The sequence below is a fragment of the Saprospira grandis str. Lewin genome (genome assembly GCF_000250635.1).
In the GTDB taxonomy this organism is placed as follows: domain Bacteria; phylum Bacteroidota; class Bacteroidia; order Chitinophagales; family Saprospiraceae; genus Saprospira; species Saprospira grandis.
Genome location: NC_016940.1, coordinates 2,723,580 through 2,741,930, shown reverse-complemented (window position 1 = coordinate 2,741,930; position 18,351 = coordinate 2,723,580). Strand labels below are relative to the sequence as shown.

At 47.7% G+C, this 18,351-nt stretch carries 8 protein-coding genes; 1 reads left to right on the top strand and 7 read right to left on the bottom strand.

Annotation, left to right across the window (positions count from 1 at the left end; translation table 11 throughout):
• Nucleotides 1-287 precede the first annotated feature (287 nt).
• The 3 genes from SGRA_RS12185 to SGRA_RS12175 form a co-directional block, all read right to left on the bottom strand.
• A complete protein-coding gene (locus tag SGRA_RS12185; protein WP_015693014.1) occupies nucleotides 288-2,414 on the bottom strand; it encodes a T9SS type B sorting domain-containing protein in 2,127 nt (708 codons plus the stop codon).
• Between the two features lie 99 nt (nucleotides 2,415-2,513).
• The gene (gene miaA, locus SGRA_RS12180; protein WP_015693013.1) at nucleotides 2,514-3,422 is read right to left on the bottom strand and encodes a tRNA (adenosine(37)-N6)-dimethylallyltransferase MiaA; all 909 of its coding nucleotides are present in this window, start codon (nucleotides 3,420-3,422) and stop codon (nucleotides 2,514-2,516) included.
• Nucleotides 3,423-3,434: 12 nt separating this feature from the next.
• A complete protein-coding gene (locus SGRA_RS12175; protein ID WP_015693012.1) occupies nucleotides 3,435-3,764 on the bottom strand; it encodes a DciA family protein in 330 nt (109 codons plus the stop codon).
• Nucleotides 3,765-4,109: 345 nt separating this feature from the next.
• On the opposite strand from SGRA_RS12175, the gene SGRA_RS12170 reads away from it, so the two are divergent.
• The gene (locus SGRA_RS12170) at nucleotides 4,110-4,613 is read left to right on the top strand and encodes a DUF2141 domain-containing protein (RefSeq protein ID WP_245538553.1); all 504 of its coding nucleotides are present in this window, start codon (nucleotides 4,110-4,112) and stop codon (nucleotides 4,611-4,613) included.
• Nucleotides 4,614-4,827: 214 nt separating this feature from the next.
• Here SGRA_RS12170 and sov read toward each other — a convergent pair whose 3' ends face one another.
• The 4 genes from sov to odhB form a co-directional block, all read right to left on the bottom strand.
• Nucleotides 4,828-12,102 carry a T9SS outer membrane translocon Sov/SprA gene (gene sov, locus SGRA_RS12165; protein WP_041329917.1) on the bottom strand — a complete coding sequence of 2,425 codons (7,275 nt, stop codon included), beginning with the start codon at nucleotides 12,100-12,102 and terminating at the stop codon, nucleotides 4,828-4,830.
• A 344-nt stretch (nucleotides 12,103-12,446) separates the two neighbouring features.
• Nucleotides 12,447-13,058, bottom strand: a complete 612-nt coding sequence (gene ruvA, locus SGRA_RS12160) for a Holliday junction branch migration protein RuvA (RefSeq protein WP_015693009.1) — start codon at nucleotides 13,056-13,058, stop codon at nucleotides 12,447-12,449.
• Nucleotides 13,059-13,466: 408 nt separating this feature from the next.
• Complete coding sequence (locus SGRA_RS12150; RefSeq protein WP_015693007.1) at nucleotides 13,467-16,367, bottom strand: putative LPS assembly protein LptD; 2,901 nt, start codon at nucleotides 16,365-16,367, stop codon at nucleotides 13,467-13,469.
• 697 nt (nucleotides 16,368-17,064) lie between these two features.
• Complete coding sequence (gene odhB, locus SGRA_RS12140) at nucleotides 17,065-18,327, bottom strand: 2-oxoglutarate dehydrogenase complex dihydrolipoyllysine-residue succinyltransferase (RefSeq protein WP_015693004.1); 1,263 nt, start codon at nucleotides 18,325-18,327, stop codon at nucleotides 17,065-17,067.
• Nucleotides 18,328-18,351: the final 24 nt, after the last annotated feature.

Here is an 18,351-nt window from a genome sequence, read left to right as displayed (position 1 = left end):
TACAGTCAAAAGGGCCGAAGGCCCGCAGGCTGAGGGGCTGTAGCAGGGCCGCCGAAGGCGGCAGACCAAGGCGGCGAAGCCGCCGCAGGGCCGAGCAGACCTGCGAGCTGCGCAATGGCCCGACCCGAGCGATCATTCATGAGGGTTTTAACCCTCATTTTGTATAGCTTCGCAAAGCGATACCGCTTTGCGCTGGGTTTTAACCTAGCGCAAGGGGCAGCCCCAAAAAAAACTCCCCTTACAGCAAAACACTGCAAGGGGAGCTCTCTTTTTATTGGGCGAAAAACTTAGCGCAAAAGCGTCACTTGGCCACGGAGCACAACGGGCTCGCTATCTTGTGGGCGTTGGTAGCTAATGAGATAAATATAGACATCGCGGGCCTGTACAGTTCCCTCAATGGTTCCATCCCAAACGGGGTTATCGGCATTGTCATAGACCAATTGGCCCCAGCGGTTATAAATCTTGAACTCATCCACATAGGCGGCATCTAGATAGAGGGCGCGGAAACTGGGGTTGATATTATCGCCATTGGGCGTAAAGGCCGAAGGTACGGCAGGCTCTGGCAATTCGGTAATTTCTAGCGTAAGTGTTTCGCTGAGCGTACAGTTGTTGGCCGTAGCGCTAACGGTAATGGTATAATTTCCTACGCTCAGGCCGCTTAGTTCGATATCGCTAAGGGTATCGGAGCTGAGGTTTAGGCCGCCTGCGGGGCTGTAGGTCCAGCTATAGCTTACGCCAGCTTCATTAGCGCCAGTAGTAGCGGGAATAGTCAGGCCCAAATCCATGGCCGTATCTTGTTGGTTGCTATAACCTAGGCTAGGATTAAGTGTTGGAGGCCTGGCAGCAGCCAGTTGAGCCGTAGCTGTTGTTTGGCAGGCATTCGCATCATTGATGGTTACCGTATAACTTCCTGCGCTCAATCCGCTAAGGTCTTCTGTAGTAGAGCCATCAGACCAAAGGAAAGTGTAGGGGGCGGTTCCGCCTTGGGGGCTAAGATCAATCTGGCCATCATTGAGGGCGCAGCTTTCGTCTTGGCTACTGCTGCTAGCCGTAAGTAGAGTAGGATCTTGCAAAACAGCCGACAAAGTATCGGTACAGCCGTTGCCGTCGGTAACAGTAAGGGCATAAGTGCCAGCGGCCAAAACGCTAAGGTCTTCGGTGGTGGCCGTATTGGACCAAAGGTAAGTAATTGGCGCAACACCACCCGTCACGCTCACATCAATTGTTCCGTTAGCATCGCCATTACAAAGGGGCGAAACGGCAGAATCGAGCGCTACGGCAAAGCCAGAAGGCGTATTGAGTTGATAGCTATCGACCAATTCGCAGCCAGTAGTATCCGTGATGGTCACGCTATAGCTTCCTGCGGCCACATTCGTCAAGTCTTCTGTAACTTCGCCATTTGACCAAGCAAAAGTATAGGCATTGGCGCCGCCGCTTACGCTAATATCAATAGCGCCATCCAAGCTGTTCGGACAGTTGGGGTCGGTCAAGCTAGAAGTAGCCACAATAGCGGTAGGTTCATTGATAGTAGCGGTTACGGTCGCTGTAGTTCCATTACTTTCTGTTACAGTTAGGGTATAAGTACCTCCGGCTAGGCCAGAAAGGTCTTCGGTGGTATCTCCATTAGACCAAAGGAAGCTTAGGTTTCCAGCACCGCCCACATTACATGCATTGGGCGTCATGGCATTGGTAGCGGCCCAAGTACTTCCACCATCAGGGTCGCGTTGGTAGACATCTCCAGAAACGCTAATTGTGGCATAGCTAGAGAGAGCGGGAATAGTTACACTGCCTACACAACCCGTCAAGCCAGAGGTGCTGATAATATCTCCAGGGGTAGGCGTATTATTCACACTGCTCGGACTGCCATAAATCACCCCATCAATAAAGGTTCCGCTGGCGTTATACATAGTAAGGTATTCTCCACCATTGGTAAAAATAAGGTCCTGACAACTTAGTGCTCCTACATCGGCGATACAGTTACAGCCCTCAACATCGAGGTCAAAGGTAGTTCCGTTACCAACATGCAAAGGTGAGTTATTATGGCCAATCGTAAACAAGCCATCGGAGGGGACGATACTGCCTGCGGGCAGCGTCAAAATCCAGTCGCCATCGGTCAAAACATAACAACTCAAATCTGTACCTGCGGGAGCGATGAGCTCAATATATTCTTCAGAGAGGGGGTCGCCATTGGCGCCACAACCTGTTCCGTCTCCAGTCCCAGGTCCATCTACTAAAAACTCATTGATTAAAACGGTAGTTGAGCTACAGCTATTAAGGTCTGCCGTGACAAAAACAGCCCCATCGTTATTGCCATTACAGCTCACATCTTGTGTGCTATCTAAGGTAACTGTAAGTTGTGCTACTAGCGGAAAGCTACAGCAGAGGGCGAAGAGGAAACTAATCGTTTGTTTCATTTACTTATTTTTGATATAAAGCTGAAATTTCTCTTTAAGGCCGCAATAATACGAGCATTGTTAGGAATATCCAACCTTTGGGAGTCAACTAAACGTTAATTATAGCGATTTCAAATAGCTCAAAACGGCCTCAACTTGTTCATCTAAAGGCAATTGAGCATTTACCCAATGTACATCTTTTTCCTTGCGCAACCAGCTCATCTGCCGTTTGGCATAGCGCCGACTATTCCGCTGTATCAAGCGAATGACCTCGGCCCGATCAATTTGGCCCTCAAAATACGGCCACCATTCCTGATAACCTACTGTTTTTAAGGACAATAAATCTATTTTTGGGTACAAGGCCTTGGCTTCGGCCTCTAGGCCCTGCTCTAACATCAGCAAAACTCTGCGGTCTATTCGCTCATAGAGCTGTTCTCTGGGCCAATCTAAGGCAACCTTTATGACCTTAAACGGACGAACGGCCCGCTTTTGCTGCCTAAAACTGCTATAAGCTTGTCCCGTAGCCCGACAAATCTCTAGGGCTCGGACCAATCTTCTCGGGTTCTGCCGATCTACTTCTTGATAATATTGAGGGTCTTTTTCGGCCAGTTCTTGCTGTAAGGCGTCCAAGCCTTTTTCGGCCAATTCGGCCTCTAGTTCTTCCCGAACAGCTGCGGGCACATCTGGAAATTCATCTAGGCCCTCTGCCGTAACCCGAGCAAACAATCCCGAACCGCCCAATTGTATAGCCAGCTCTTTTTGCTCAAAATAATTGGCCAAAGCAGCCAAAATATCCTGCTCATAATCCCCCACCGTATAGTTGTCCTCTATCGACAAGCTATTGATAAAATGATGCGGGGCCGCGGCCAGTTCTTCGGCTGTTGGCTTGGCCGTTCCAATCTCCATTTCTCGGTAAAATTGCCGAGCATCACAAGAAAATATTTCTGCCTCATATTCCTGGGCCAAGGCAATGCCCAATGCTGTTTTTCCGCTGGCCGTGGGGCCCAAAATTTGCAATAATTGCGACACTATTCCGCTGTTTTAGGCCAAAATGACCACATCCTTCAAGTATTCTTCTCCCAAATGCCGATTCAGCAATTCCAAGAGTTTGGCCTTGCCATAAAGCAGCTCCTGACGCAAGGGCGCAGAGCGCATCCGCACAAATAATTTGCGCCTTTTTACAAAAATAGATTGTGTGTGCTCCGCAATCATTGGCCCCATTTGCTGCTCCCAGTAGTTCCGAATCTGAAACTCCCGCATCTTGTCACTCAAGCCATATACTTGCAACATTTTGCCCAGTACATTCCCAAAATTATCGTCATTTGACTTGCGATAGGGCAAGCTATTGTGTAGGTCTTCCAATGATTTCATAGGCTGCTGTTTATGCTTCTAATCGGCTGAAAGACAAAAGTAATACATTTTTCACGGCTTTCTGCTATTGGATTTTTAACCTTTTTTTCTATGCTGCTGTTTGTTTTTTGGGCCTCAGCTGCGGCTTCGCCTTGCTGCGGTTACTCCCTTTGGTCGTCGAACTGCGGTCTAAAGACCTTGTTGTCGTTTCAGGGCTCGCAGGTCTGCTCGGCCCTTCAGCGCTGCGCGCTTCGGTCTGGCCTTCGGCCACCCTTTCACATCGCTAGGCCGATGCTGTAGGTGGAAACCTACAGCAAGAGCGGTATGGCTTCGCCATGATATATATGCATGAGGGTTAAAACCCTCATGCAATTAACCTCTCGGCCCTCCTCGATCAATATTCCTCTTATTTTCAAACTTTGCTCATCCCCCCTGCTTATGTTTCCTCCTTTTTTGCTTGTTTTTGCCCTCTTTTTTCTCTGCTTTAGCCCCATTTCGGCCCAACAGCTAATCATTCAGCTAGAGTCGGCCAAAAAGGTAGAGGGCCAAATCTATTATGCGCTGTATAATAGCGTCCAAAGCTTTCAAAAAGAAGAATTGGCCCTTAAAAAGGCAGTAGTTCCGCTTCAAAATCTGCCTTTGCGCATTGATTTAGGCCAACTTCCTCCAGGACAATATGCCCTAGCCTTTTTTCAGGACCTCAATGGCAATGGCCGGCTAGACCTTAACTTTTTTGGTATTCCAACAGAGCCCTATGGCTTTTCTAATGATCCCAAAATTTTGGCTGGACCGCCCAGCTTTAAAGCGGCCAGCTTTAGCTTAAAGCCCAAAGAAAATAAATTGATTAGGATCCGGCTAAAAAATCAATAACTCCAATCATGGCGTAGCCATACCGCCTTTGGCCTAGCGATGTGCAGCAGTGCGGCGCAGCCGCAGACCAAGGCCGTCAGGCCGCAGGGCCGAGCGAGTAGCGAGCTGCGGAACGTAGCGCCGCAGCTTTGCTGCGGAGGCCCCCAAAAAACAGAACATAAAAAAACGGTCAGCAGAGCAAGCTCCACTGACCGTTCATCATTTTGGCCGTAATTTATTGGGCCAAAGAGAGGCGCACCGTAACCCCGGCCTGGGTATTGGTGACCGGGAAAGAGGTAGAAACCGCTGGAATTGTGCGGTTATAATCATAGAATAATCGGATCGTCAGGCGGTTATTGATGGCATAATCAATAGAAGGCGAAATTCGGATCGTCTTCATTCCGCGAGTAGCGACCGAGTTATTTTGGTCAAGGACGTGATTGACCGTTTTGTCGTCTCGGAAAGAGAAATCGAACTTAATGTCCAGCTCATTTTTGGGAATAGTCTTCCCAAAATCAAAGTCAAAGTTGTTGCTCTTCTTCTTTGTTTTCTTCTTGCCCTTCTTGCGGAAAATATTCAGCTTATCGGGCGTAAAGTTTTTGATGAGCATCCCTAGGCCCACGGTAATTTCAGAAGTTTTGGTTTCTGAGAGTTGGTAATCGACAAAGCTCATCGAGAGGTTTCTCGATTTTTTGTAATTAAAGCGGGCAGAAAGGCCGTTTTTCAGGCGCATATCGATACCAATTAGGGGCATAAACTGCTCTGTGATGACGATATCGGGGATCTCGAAGCTAGAATAATAGTTAAGGCTATTAGGATCTTTTTGCTCGGGATCTTCCTCAAAATCGAGGTCGGTAGCAAAGCTATTGACCGTTAATTTCGACTGATAGCCATGAGTAAGGCTAAAGCTAGAGAAATACTTTTTGAAGAAATCGATTTTCGTTAGTCCGTTGTAGGTCAGCTTCCAGTTTGGCATAGGCAGGAGATCTCGGATATCGCCTAATTTAAAGGTATTGACATCTTGGCCAGAATAGGCGGCCAAGAAAGCGGGGATCAGCACATCTTGTTGGTATCGGCCATAGCCTTCTCGGTAGCCGGCATTATTGGTGGTATCATCGTGCAGGTCGGTTACGCCATTAGCATCGCCGATACGGTTAGAGATGATAATGCGATTATTTTCAAACTCCTCAAAGGTAGCGGAAGAATTGCTACCATTAGTTCCAATTTTATCAAAAGTCGATAAAATGGGGAGATAAGAAATATTCACCGAACCGATTTCCATAGGGTTGAGGTGTTGGAAGCTCCCGCCGATAGTATCCATTTTAAAATTCTCCGAGAAGTTTTCCGTCAGCGTTTTGCTGAGGTCCACATCAATTTTAAAATCGCGGAAAGGTTCTAGGGTAAATTTAGCCGAAATGCTTTGGTTATGCGACTGCGTCACCTGTTGGTTGAGGAAAATATTTTCAGTTACCCAACCCGAGCTAGCGGCTTGATCTAGCCAGGCCGTAGTGGCCGTTCGGCCGGTAGGATTGAGTCCAGTAATAAAGTCCCAACCGGGGGCCAGATTAGCGCCAAAGCTATTGATATCTTGGCCGAGGATGCTATGTTGGCCCATAAAACCGGGGATAGAGGTAGCATAATCCTCTTGGTAAGTAATTCGGCCACGGCGGATAAGCAGGAGAGGGCGAATCAGCAGGCGTTCGGCCATAGAGGGTTCTCTTTCCTCCTTATTTTTATCCTCTTTACCGCCTTTTTTATTGGGTTTAGGGCGGTTATTTTTCTTCTTCTTTTTCCGTTTGCTATCAATCTTTTTCAGGTACTTTGATTTAGCGTAAAGCTTAGTAAACTGAAAATCTGCATTGAGTTGTCGGTTGTGGGTATTGCCGATCACATTACCGAGCGAGTCGGTATTGAGGCTAGCCACACTCCAGTTATAATTGCTTTGATATTGGGCGCGCACCTTAATCCAATCTAGGATTGGAATTTTATTTAGGGGCAGGGCATAAGAGAGCGTCATATTGTGCTGATAGTTCTTATTCCGTCCCAGGTTTTGGATATTTTGCCAAACGCTATCGCGTTTCACTTCTGTATCTAGGCGGCCATAGGGCTCATCGATTACGCCATTATTGGTGGCCGAGAAATTAAATTTGAGTGATTTGGCAAAATCCCATTGGAGGTTATAGGAGCGGTCCCAGCTAAAGCGCTTATCGTACCAAGTGCTATAGGCATCTTGAGAGAAGCGGTAAGTAGTTTCGGTAAAGTTTCGGCGCATTTCATTGCGGAAACTAAAGCTATTGGGCAAGGGATTGAAATTGAAATCCTGCACTAGGGCCAGCCATTTATTTTTCTTCTTAAAGAGTTTTTTGAAGGGATAAATGGGGCGAAGGCCAGGAGCATAATTATAATCAATCACGCCACGGTTTTCGATATGCTCTTCTGAGGCGATAATGGGAGAGCGATAATGATTATTACTTTGGGCGTAGGTAAAGCTAAAGTTCGAGAGATCTGTTGGCAGACGTCTTTTCCCGGTTCTTTCCTTACGCACATTAGTAAAGTTAAAGCTAGAGATAGTTGTGACGGTTTGAGCTTGTTGGCGGATAGAATCTCGGGCCGAGGCTGTAGTAGCTGCTCGTAGTTTATCCGTCAGGCGAATATCTAGCTGATAGGGGTCATATTCTGGGGTCAGAATTTCTTGAGAGTACTGGGCATAGAAAGGTACTTTCAGCTTCCATTTTTTCGGGAAGAATTTATCGAGGCTAAAGTTTCCGGCCACATCATATTGGAAGAGTTGTTCTCGGCTTCTTTGGTTAACCCGCTGTTCAATTTGGCCAAAACCAATTGATTTGAACTGGCCAGAAAGCGTCAGTTGCCCCAAATCGGCCAATTTGATATCGGTACGCATGAGTGCGGCGGTTCCGCCTCGCTCATCAAAACCAGTTAGGCGCAGCTCATTGATCCAAACCTCTCCACAGCGGTTGAGTCCGTCATCCTTCGTATTTCGGATACCCACCATAACACCCTTTACAACGCCAAGGTCGGGATTACCAATAATTTTCACGCTATTATTGGGCGCATCGGGATCGCTTTCGGTATAAAGTGAGCTAAGCGAAACATTGAGTAAATCTCGCTGAATTTTAAGATTACGTAGCGCATCTAGGCTAAAATCGAGCTCATTATTTTCCAGCCAAATATCTTCTGGATCGGCAGAGCCAAAAGCAGTAGACATTTCTAGCGGAATTTCATACTCATAGTAGTTGTTTTCAAAGTCGCTACCTAAGCGAACGAAGAGTTTGAGGTCTCCGGGATCGTTCTCTATGGCGCAATCGGGCAAAGACTCGGCATGTACATACATTTTGAGTCGTTCATAAACCCGCATATCGAAATTGACAATTTTGTAAATGGCCCGAGCGTCTCCATCCTTTAGGTTTTGGATATTCATAGAGAGCGACTGCTCATTTTGCAGGGTATTGGGCAGGGCACCAATGGCCTGTTCTCGCTCTACACCAGGAGGCAAGACATAAGGATAAGGCGTTCTTTGGCTGTTTTCCTCAAAATTGACCGCATTCACATCAAAGGCGGTTTCATTGTCATTTTCGGTGGGCAAGTATACACCAGGCTCACGGAGTGCTCGAATATAGCGGCGCCATTGGTTACGAATGAGGTCCAGACGAGCAAAACGCATGACTGTTTTTTCCTCAAAGCCCGTCATATACATTCTAATAAAGCGGATCGAGCGGAAGTCGCTAATCCCCCCTACTCTTTTGGTATATTGATCAATTGGAATTTTCAGCTGATACCAATAAACGGTTTCGGTACCATTTGGCCCCTCATAATCTACCCCAACAGAGTCAAAGGTATATTGAGTAAAGGCCATTTCATCGCTACCATTCACGCGGTCAATGGGAATGCGATACTGAAAATAAGACTCCTCCTCATTCAAGGTATTATCTTGGTTGATATCCTCGGTATTCGGGATATTGGTCGAGGTTGAGGTAAAAGAAGTATTGTTCCCATCAGGGGTAGAGTTCCCTTGAGGGTTGTTAAATCGCTTATAGCGCCAAAGGATGGGGTTCTCTCCGTTGGGAGCCGTATTATTATCGTAAAACTCATCTCTAAAATAGAGAAAGTCATCGCCTGAGGGGTCATTGAGTGCTTCTTGGTAAATAGCGCTGTTGGTCCCATAAATAGCCGCCAAGGAATCTAGATAATCCGCATACTTGATGGCCTCACTGGCATTGTCATAGCCATCTAAGCCCACATCCTGCTTGTCGCGGATATCGGGATCATTATCAAAGGCATTTGTAATGGCTTGAGTACGGGGTACTCTAGACCAGTTCGTCTCATCGGTCCGGATAGAAGAAGTACTATCAGCGGGGAGGCCATTTTCAAAGAACAGGCGAGAATCTCGAAGAATATCCTCAGAGACATCTCCCAATTCGATATAGAGCTCTCCCCCATTGCCGCCATAGCCTTCTTTAAATGGGCTCATGACCCAAACTTCTACAAACTCAATATTACTAGCCTCAAAGTCGTTGTTTTGCAAACTACGCATCACCCCACCCCAGTGTTTATCAGCCTCAAGGGTATCAAATTGAGCATCAAAGTTATAGGGGCCTCTTTCCTTGGGGTAATAAGCCAAATCAAAGGTCCGTAAAAGCGTACTTTGAATAGCCGAGACGGTAAAGTTTCTAAAGATTTCATCCTGACGGAACTGTCGGACATAAACGCTTTTGGCCTCATCTGCCGTCACATTATCTGGCGGGTTGCTAATGAGGTCCGGATCTAGTTGGTACCAGGCAATTCTTGCCCGATTCTTATTGTAAGGCAGGCTATCAATTAAATTAGCTTCTGGGAAAAGGTCGTTGCCATCTCCACGAGGAGTAGAGGCCAACTGCCAATTTAGACTAGGAATGGTGAGGTTGAAGTTACTGGCCGCTCCCTCAAAGTCATCCAAAAAGACGACCCCGCCATCATCATTGGCCTGATCAATTACAGAAGGAGAGCCTGGCAGCAAATGCGCAAATTCCCCACTAAAGGTAATAGAAGAAGCTTCTTTGGTCGAAATCAAAGGTAGAAAATCTACCGCCTTGGTCAACCAAGGCAATTCGCTACTATATTGTACATCAAAACCATAAATACTATTGGCAATAGGGTCATCGCCATAGTTTACTTTTTGGGTAAAGGGCCGCTCCGACAAATGCAAGAAGGTCCCTCCAATGTTAAAGTTCTTATTGATAAAGTAGTCAAACCTTGTCCCAAAGAAAGATTGTCGGTTAAACCCAAAGGTCGAGTTATCCTCAAAGGCGACCCGAATGGGCTGCCCAGAGTTCAAGTAGGCCTCATTCAAGATTTTAATTCGGCCCAGATTATAATCAATCGAGTAGTCGCTGCCCTCGGTCAAAACCGCTCCACCAGCAGAAACCACAACCGATCCTCTAGGTATATTGAATCCCCCTAAAGAAATCTCTGATGATACGGAGGACTTATAACTTCCTCGAATGATAAAACGGTTGAACTCCGGAAATTCTCTGGCCCGAGTAACCGTAGAGTCATAGAGCTGCGGATAGACATAGCGCTGCGCCAAGTTGCTCAAGCTGCTGGGGTCATCTGGATCCGATAAAAAGGCCCGCTCCAAAGAACTCCCAAAGGGCTCTAGAACAGGGAATATCACCCGACCATTCTGTGGCAAAATGGTCAATCCCGACACATAGTCAAATTGACCATCAGGCATAGGGTCGCCCTGACGGTTGAGGTTGTCTAGATTCAAAAGACGCAATAAGGGAATAGAAGATACTGGCCCTTCTGGAATAAAGCGCTTCTCCCCTCCTCCAGGGTCCTGATAAAACACATCCAATTGAAAGTCTTCACTATTGACCTGATAAGCCCCCAAAGAATAAATATTCTTCATCATCAAGTCCCAAATCGGTAGGTCCACTCGGGTCCGTACGCCCTTGAGCAATTTGAGGTGCATCACATTCAAAGTGTCCGCATCAATAGGCAAATCCTGAGCAAATTCCCCCACCTGATAGGTCTTTCCATTATAGGTATACTGATAAGCCACTGCAATCACATCCGTAGGCTTTACCGATACATTTAAAGAGAGAAAACCCAATTGTGGATGAAAACTATACTCTGTAGCCGATAGTTTACGAGCTCTAATTTTAGAAAAGTCTTGGGCATCGGTCATATTGAAGCCCGTCTGCAATTCAGAAACTGCCGTTTGCAAGCCCCTTGCCCGCTCACTGTTCAAGAGCTCATCATAAAGGGTGTTGGCATAGTTGTCTGGCAAGCGACGGCCATAGAGATCGCGGCCCTGCTCTGTTGCCCCATTCAAACGGTTGGCATTGAGCATTACATCCGCATCGGTTTCTCCTAGGTCGGCATAGGCCACAATATCTCGAACGCCCTCGGTCACATTTCGGTCGTTGGTTACCCAAACTTCCATTTTGGTGATGTTGAACAAGCTATTGATTTGTGGCAGGTTTTGCATGTTCCCCTCATAGGTATTGCGGTTATAATGAGAAAGGAAAAAGTGGCGATTCTCATCATAATTATCTGCCGTTACCTCAAAAGTTTGCTGCTGCGCCCCTCCCTGAATAGAGATTTCCTTGCGCTGCGTCTGGCTCTGAGATGCCACCATAGAAACCGTCAAGCGACCAAACTGCAATTCGGTCATAAAACCAAAGAGGTTTTGCCGCCCCTGAATCAAAGAGGTCCGCAAGGGGAAACTCACATTACCCGCATCAATTTTGCGCACAATATCATCCTCCGAACAAGGCGTATCGGTGAGGTATTGTACCTTAATCTGCCGGTCAAAGTCAAAGGTGGCTTGGGTGTTATAGTTAAAGGAGAGCTGTAGTTTCTCCCCAATTTTCCCCACCACATTGAGCTGCATGTTCATATCAAAGTCAAAGCCGCCCTGACGTTGCTGCCGCTCGGTCAAAATAGGGTTGGCAATGCGCTGAAAATCGGCCCCAAAGGTCAAGTCAATATTTCCCTGTGGGCGCACATCGAAGTTGCTGCCACAAAACAAGCGATCCACCAAGCTGTTTTTAATTCGCTCTTTATAGGGCTCAATAGGGTCTTCTCCCGCCTGCTGACGGTCCATCAGGTAGAGGTCCTGAAAATAGTTTTGGTCCTCTTCTTTGGCCCGCCACTCTAGGTATTCTTCTAGGGTCATATAAACGGGCGGACGATAATTGCTGCCATTGATCGTTTCGGTCAAGACATAAAGGCCCGAACGAGGATCATAGGTCACTTTTTTATCTATGGCCTTAGGGTCTTTAAGGTCAAAGGGGTTGTTGCTCCGATCACGGACAAAGTCGCCAAAGCGCTCGCTAATCGGTGGCAAACTATCCGCTGTCGGATAGCTCGGAATATCTGGCCCTAATGGCCAATCTGGACCAGCCGACAGGCTCGGCCCATAAAAATGAGGTCCATTGGCCCCCATTGTTTGCGATACACAAAGAAAGAACAGCAGTAGCTGCAAAGCTGCAGTTTTCGCATTCATAAGGATAGCGTCTATTGATTCTGCTGGCCAAAAAGCCAGTATAAAGGAGATAGAGGGAAGATAGTAACGAAGGGGAAAGCCGTCTAGTACCAAAGCATTTTGCCCGTTTTTTACCCAAGAGGAGGTCTGGCCTAGCGATGTGGAGGGGGGCGGCGAAGCCGCAGACCCAGCCGCCAAAGGCGGCGCAGGGCCGAGCAGACCTGCGAGCCCCGCAACGTAGCGCCGACGAGCGCAGCGAGGCGGAGGCCCCAAAAAAATATTCATAATACTTTGGGCAGCACATAAAAGGCCCCTTCCTTCCTATCTAAAAATTGGGTAAAATTGCTATCGAATAATACTAGATTTTAAGTCATTTGAGCCAAGGCTAACTTGATGAGTTGCCCCACATCTTGCATCTCTGGCTCCGTTTTGAGAATTTTGTTTAGCACTTTTTGTGCCTTTATTTTATTAAAGCCCAAGGCCAAAAGCGCATCCAATGCCTCCGAACGAATAGGGTTCTCCCCCACCGTTTGGCCCTGAATGGAAGCCGCAATGGCCTCGCTCACCGCGCCGCTTTCTTTGAGCAATTTGTCTTTGAGCTCCAAAATGATCCGCTTGGCCGATTTTGGTCCAATTCCCTTGGCCGACTTCAATACTGCCACGTTTTCAGCAATAATTGCCCCCCGAATTTCTTTGGCCGACATAGCCGACAATAAGACCCGAGCCGTATTGGCCCCCACTCCAGATACCGAAATCAACTGCTCAAATAGTTGCAGCTCCTCCGCTGTAGCAAAGCCGTATAAGGCCTCCTGATCTTCTTTTACCAAATGATGCGTGAGTAGCTTGGCCTGGTCCAAGGCTTGCACCGCCTGATAGGTCTGCAAACTGATGTGAAGACGATATCCCACGCCAGCAACATCCATAATCAATTCTGTAGGGCTCTTATATACGAGCTTACCATGCAAGTAGGCAATCATAATTTCCTTTAGATAACGATAACAAAAAGCAAAACGTGGGTAATCTAGCCCATTTGTCTGCCTTTAGATGCAAAAAAGCCCTAAAATAGGGCTAATCAATCGGGTTTACAAGTCGCTAAGATACAATAGATTTTTGCGAACTTGCAAAAATGCCAAGCTCTCCCTGCTTTTTTACTAACTGTTTCTTAATTTTTTGGGGCTGCCCCGCCCTGCGGGCGGGTCGGGCCATTGCGCAGCTCGCAGGTCTGCTCGGCCCTTCTCAGGCTACGCCTGCTCGGTCTGCCGCCTGCGGCGGCCCTGCTACAGCCCCTCAGCCGCGGGCCTTCGGCCCTTTTTACAACAGAAGCTTTTCCATTGGCCCAAAGAATAAAGGCCCAAAACCTGTGTTTTGAGCCTTTAAACTAGTCCTTAGTAGTCATCAAAACGAGTTTTATTCACCGGCAATTTAAGGAAGCCCAATGAACCCGGACGCACCTGCACAAAGAAGTTCCAAGTCTGCTGCTCCGGCTGCCAACGCATGCCCATTTCCCAACAATGCAAGGATCGACTAAACCCAAAGTCCGGATAGGTAATCCGCTTTTTGTCAAAATCATAACCCATTCTGTAAATCCGAATGTCCCAGTTTTTAGATAAGCGAAAAGCTCCAGACATAGACAGCTCGTTGGCCGTAAATTGCAAACTATCTACCCCCTCTATATAAGACCGATTAAATCTGAGGTTGTAGTTCAAACTCAATTGCTGAAGAATGTCAAAGGATTTCGCCTCTTCTTCTTTCTTTGTCTTCGATTTATAAGGATCCGAAAATAATTGCTTGAGGGAGTTGGGGTTGATTTGCGTACTCAAGGCCAAGGCCCCAGAAGTGAAACGAGCCAAACGACCGTTTTTGGTCCACTCTAAGGTGTTTAGACGCGTATTGGTATTTTGATCGGCAATGTAGGGGTCAAAAACCATAGAAAAGGTAGCATTGACCATCTTAAATAAGGTGGTGTTGGCGTTCAAGTTGATGGTGGACCAACGCAGACTGTCCGCCGCAAAGTTGTAGTTCCCCGATACATTCAGGTTGTTCAAGATCGGAAATTTATTGCTCTTCTGTTGGCTGGTATCTCGACGAGATGGCTTGAGCTTTCCCTCTATCCGACTATTCAAACTATAGGTCAATAGGGCCTGCTCCCCCCCAGAAGGTACCGCATCAAAACGACGATAAGTCGTCAGCTCATCCGGATAACGCGTATCGGTTTGTACCTCTCCATAGTAGCCCCAAAAATCACTTTGGTAGTCGGGCCGCCAACTTAAACCAACATTGGGGCGAATCACCGCCCGCACTTTTTCTAATCGACCAATATTATAGGTCCCCGTGGCAAAAAGCTGGGTGCTCATGTTTACCCCCGCACTAAAGTTCCGTACGGCATTAAAACCATAGTCTCTAAATGTGTTTAAGGTACCAAAGGTAGTATCCGCATCAATATTCGAGATGATCGTCGGATCGTCCTCATCATAGCTGGTGTCGGCAGAGATGACTAAAGTGGGGTCAAAACTTTGCTCATTGGAGTAGAAGTACCAGCTCTCCTGATAAGAAATATTGGGCTGTACGTTGATGTATTTAAATAATTTGAGCGATAAATTGACTCTGGGCGAATGCACCACCGAATATTTGGCCTCTTCCATTGCATCCGCCAAACCATCTGCAGAAAAGAGCAAACTATCCGCAATCTGAAAGCTGTTGTTGGCCGTGGCCGAATAAGAAAAGCCGATCCGCTCGTACCAAGACTGCTCACCCAACTGAACCTTCCGCTGAAATGGGTAGATTTGGTTCATGGTCAAGGTGGTTTGTGGAGCCGTGATGTTCATCGTATTGCTACTAGTGTTCTGAGAGTGACGGGCAGCAATGGCCAAAGAAAAAGGGGTCCCCAAAAAGCGTTTGCTATAGGAAATACTCGATTGTAAGGTAGATTGTAAAGTCAAATTGGCCGAAGGCTCTGTATTTCTAAAATAATCCGAAGTCCCTAAGTTTACACTGGCTGAAAAACTTTGACTAGGGTGCGCCTTGGCATCCTGCTGATGAGTCCAGCTAATGTTAAAGTCTTTGAGCAAGCTATAATCTGGCGTGCCGGGCTCGTCCTCTACGGTCCGCGCATAGCTCATCCGAAATCCTCCAGAGGCCTTATAACGCATTTTGTAATTGGATTCCAAATTCACTCTAAAGGTCCCCCGAGTATAAAAGTCCCCCGTTAATTTGAGGTCCATTTGGTCACTAATCACCTGATAGTAGCCAATTTCTCGAATCCCCGCCCCCCAGTTTGGCGAAAAATCAATGTTTGTGCTCAGGATCAAGCCCGATTTTCGGCTGTTGGTGATCGGAAAAAAGCCAAAGGGCAAGGCCAAAGGGGTCGGGCTCCCCATAATTTCAATAAATGAAGGCCCCACCACAATCAATTTACCCGGAATCACCTTGGCCCGACTACTTCTCAGGCCAAAATGCGGATGCTTATGGTCGCAGGTGGTGTAGGTGCAGCCTCCCGCATATAAAACGTCACTGCTGGCCGTACTATCTCCCGATTTGCTAATGAATTTAGTGGCTTTTGACAGAAAATAACCGTCGCCTTGCTCGGTGCTGGTATCAAAGACTTTCCCTTTTTTGGTCTTAAAGTTATACATGATTTTCTTGGCCTCAAACTTTTGGTTGCCATCCGAAAAGTAGGGCATTTCTCGAATCCCAGAGGGCTCTGTACTATCCGGAAAACCCTGGGCCGTAGCAATTGAGGTCAAAAAATCGACCTCAATATAGCCGGCCTTGAGCTGATAGCGGCCATAGTTGATCTCTGCCGAGCCATAGAGGTAAATCTTCTGGTTCATGAGGTCATAAATGGTCGAGTCCTTGGCATCGTATTGCACAGGAGAATCTAGCGAATCTGGATTAAAGACAATGGGCGGCAGACTATCGACCTGGCTCAAGAGCAAGCTGTCGGTCCCGCTGCTATCTATGGCCGCAAGGGCCATTTGGCTCGTATCGCTAGGCGGCAAACTATCTAGAGCGGGGGCATCGACGAGCTTATCAGTTTCCTTTTTTTGGCCAGCTCTGGCCTTGGGATCTGTCTTGGGCAGTTGATCAATCCCTTCATCGCTAGCCGCTATTGTCGTATCGCTTTTGGGCAGTTGGGCCGCAGCCGCTTTGCGGGCCTTTTTTTCTGCTTTGAGGGCTTTGCGGGCCTTTTTGGCCTGAGGCGTATAATAGGGGTATCGGCAGGCCGACTGCCCCAAAAGGAGCAAAATGACGGCAGAAAAAAGGAGACTTTTTATCAATGCTTGCATAGCTATTATTCTATTCTGATCTTTTTGGGGCTTGCCCGCCCGAAGGGCGGGCCGGGCTGTTTCGCAGCTCGCTGATCGCTCGGCCCTGCGCCAGCAAGCTGGCTGGGTCTGGCCTGCGGCCACTGCTGTCCATCCCTAAGCCGTTTTGGCCTTCGGCCAAAGGGGCAAAGCCCCTTCATTTGGCCCTATAATTATAGACGTAAGCCAAGGCCAAGGCGTTGGCCCCGCAAAAATCCTACTTTTTAGGCCAAAGCCCCAAGTTTTTGCATAGAATATTGGAAAATATACGTCTAGCAGGCGGCTTCGCCGCCGCAAAGGAGCGCAGCGACGCGGCAATAGCCAGATTTAAACGCACTCACTTTTATAGTTTGCAGCAATTTCCCGCTAGTCGGCCCTATTTTCCTCGGCCATAGCGAAGGCTATGCCCTTAAAAAATAGCTGGCCTAGCAGAAAATTCATAGCAAACCATGGCCAAAGCAGCGCGATTAAATCTGGCTGAGGGATGGATAGCAGTGGCCCGAAGGGCCAGACCTAGCCGCCTTTGGCGGCGCAGGGCCGAGCAGACCTGCGAGCTGCGACACAGCCCGACCCGGCCAAAGGCCGGGGCAGCCCCAAAAAAGCAGTAGGATCGAGCCGGCCAAAAAAAAGACCAACCCCAAAAAGAGGTTGGTCCATTATGCTTTATAGGCCTATTGATCTAGAGATCGAGCAACAAGCGAGTAGGATCTTCGAGCAATTCTTTAACTTTCACGAGGAAGGTCACCGAAGTGCTACCGTCGATCACGCGGTGGTCATAAGAGAGGGCCAAATACATCATGGGACGGATTTTGACCTCGCCGTCTACGGCCATGGGGCGCTGCTGGATGGTGTGCATACCCAAAATAGCCGATTGTGGGGGGTTGATAATGGGCGTACTCATCATCGAGCCAAAAACGCCACCATTGGTAATAGTGAAGGTTCCGCCGCTCATTTCGTCTAAGGTCAATTTACCGCTGCGGGCCTTGCCAGCTAGCTCCTTGATCTTCCACTCGATATCAGAAAAACTGAGCGACTCCACATTGTGAACGGGAGGCACCACTAGGCCAGTGGGCGTAGAAATGGCGATAGAAATATCGGCATAATCGTGATAAATGAGGTTTTTGCCATCTTCTGTGAGTTGAGCGTTCACATCGGGCATTTCCATAAGGACCTTAGCGCAAGCCTTGGCAAAGAGCGACATAAAGCCGAGTTTGATGCCATATTTCTTCACAAAATCCTCTTGGTAAGTTTTGCGCAACTTCATGATATTGGTCAAGTCTACCTCATTGAAGGTAGTGAGCATGGCCGTTTCATTTTTGGCATAGACCAAGCGAGAAGCGATAGTACGGCGCATGCGCGACATCTTCTCTTGGCGTTTTTCGCGGCTAAAGTTAGCGGCTCCACTAACAGGAGGAGCGGCCACAGTTTTGGGCTCTTCTTTTTTGGGAGCGGCCTCTTTTTTAGGCGCGGCTTGCTTGTTGGCTATCGCCTTGAGTACATCTTCTTTGGTGATGCGACCATCTTTGCCGGTGCCTTGGATATTGGCAGCAGTAAGGCCATTTTCATCCATGAGTTTGCGAGCAGCGGGAGAAGGATGTCCAGCCGCATAGCTATCCTCTTGAGGAGCGGCCTCCTCTGTTTTTTCTTCTTGAGCGGGAGCTTCCTCCTTTACTTCAGGAGTAGATTCGCTGCTGCCGCCAGAAACGCTCGTATCAATTTTGGCATAAACGCCACCGATTGGAATATCATCATCCTCGGCAGCAACCCAAATAAGTTTACCTGCTTTTTCGGCAGGAGCTTCTACGGTGGCCTTATCTGATTCAAATTCGCAGATGGCCTCATCTTGTTCTACATAGGCGCCATCTTCCTTGAGCCAGGCCGATAGCGTCACCTCTGTAACTGATTCCCCAATTACGGGTACTTTTAGTTCAATAATACTCATTTCTTAAATTGAAATTATGGTGGT